This window comes from Cryomorphaceae bacterium 1068, assembly GCA_027214385.1.
In the GTDB taxonomy this organism is placed as follows: domain Bacteria; phylum Bacteroidota; class Bacteroidia; order Flavobacteriales_D; family Cryomorphaceae; genus JAKVAV01.
Map to the genome: position 1 here is coordinate 1 of JAPVXR010000056.1, position 352 is coordinate 352.

Annotated in this window: 1 protein-coding gene; it reads left to right on the top strand. The window is 48.9% G+C overall.

From position 1 onward, the window contains the following. Positions 1-352: T9SS C-terminal target domain-containing protein (locus O3Q51_18440; protein ID MCZ4410802.1), on the top strand; the 352-nt coding region annotated here is incomplete at both ends.

The following is a 352-nucleotide window of genomic DNA, read 5'->3' on the forward strand; positions in this document are numbered from 1 at the left end:
ATGCAGGTGACCTTTCAGGTGACTGCTTCGATCTATCGAACCCGATTGAAGTAACACGATATGTAGCTGACGGTGGAGAGATTTCTACAGAAGACGAAACCACTATTTGTGTGGGTGATGGAATAGGCGATCCAATTAACGTAACACTTACGGGCGAAACAGGTGAAAGCATGGCATGGGTAATTACCGATGCAGATCTTAATATCCTAGATCTTCCTGCCGGCCCACCGTTTGACCTGGACGGCGCTGGAGTTGGTGTTTGCTTGATCTGGCACTTAAGCTGGAGCGGAGAACTTGAAGGTGCTGCCGTAGGTGAAAACGCTGGTGACCTTTCAGGAGACTGCTTCGATTT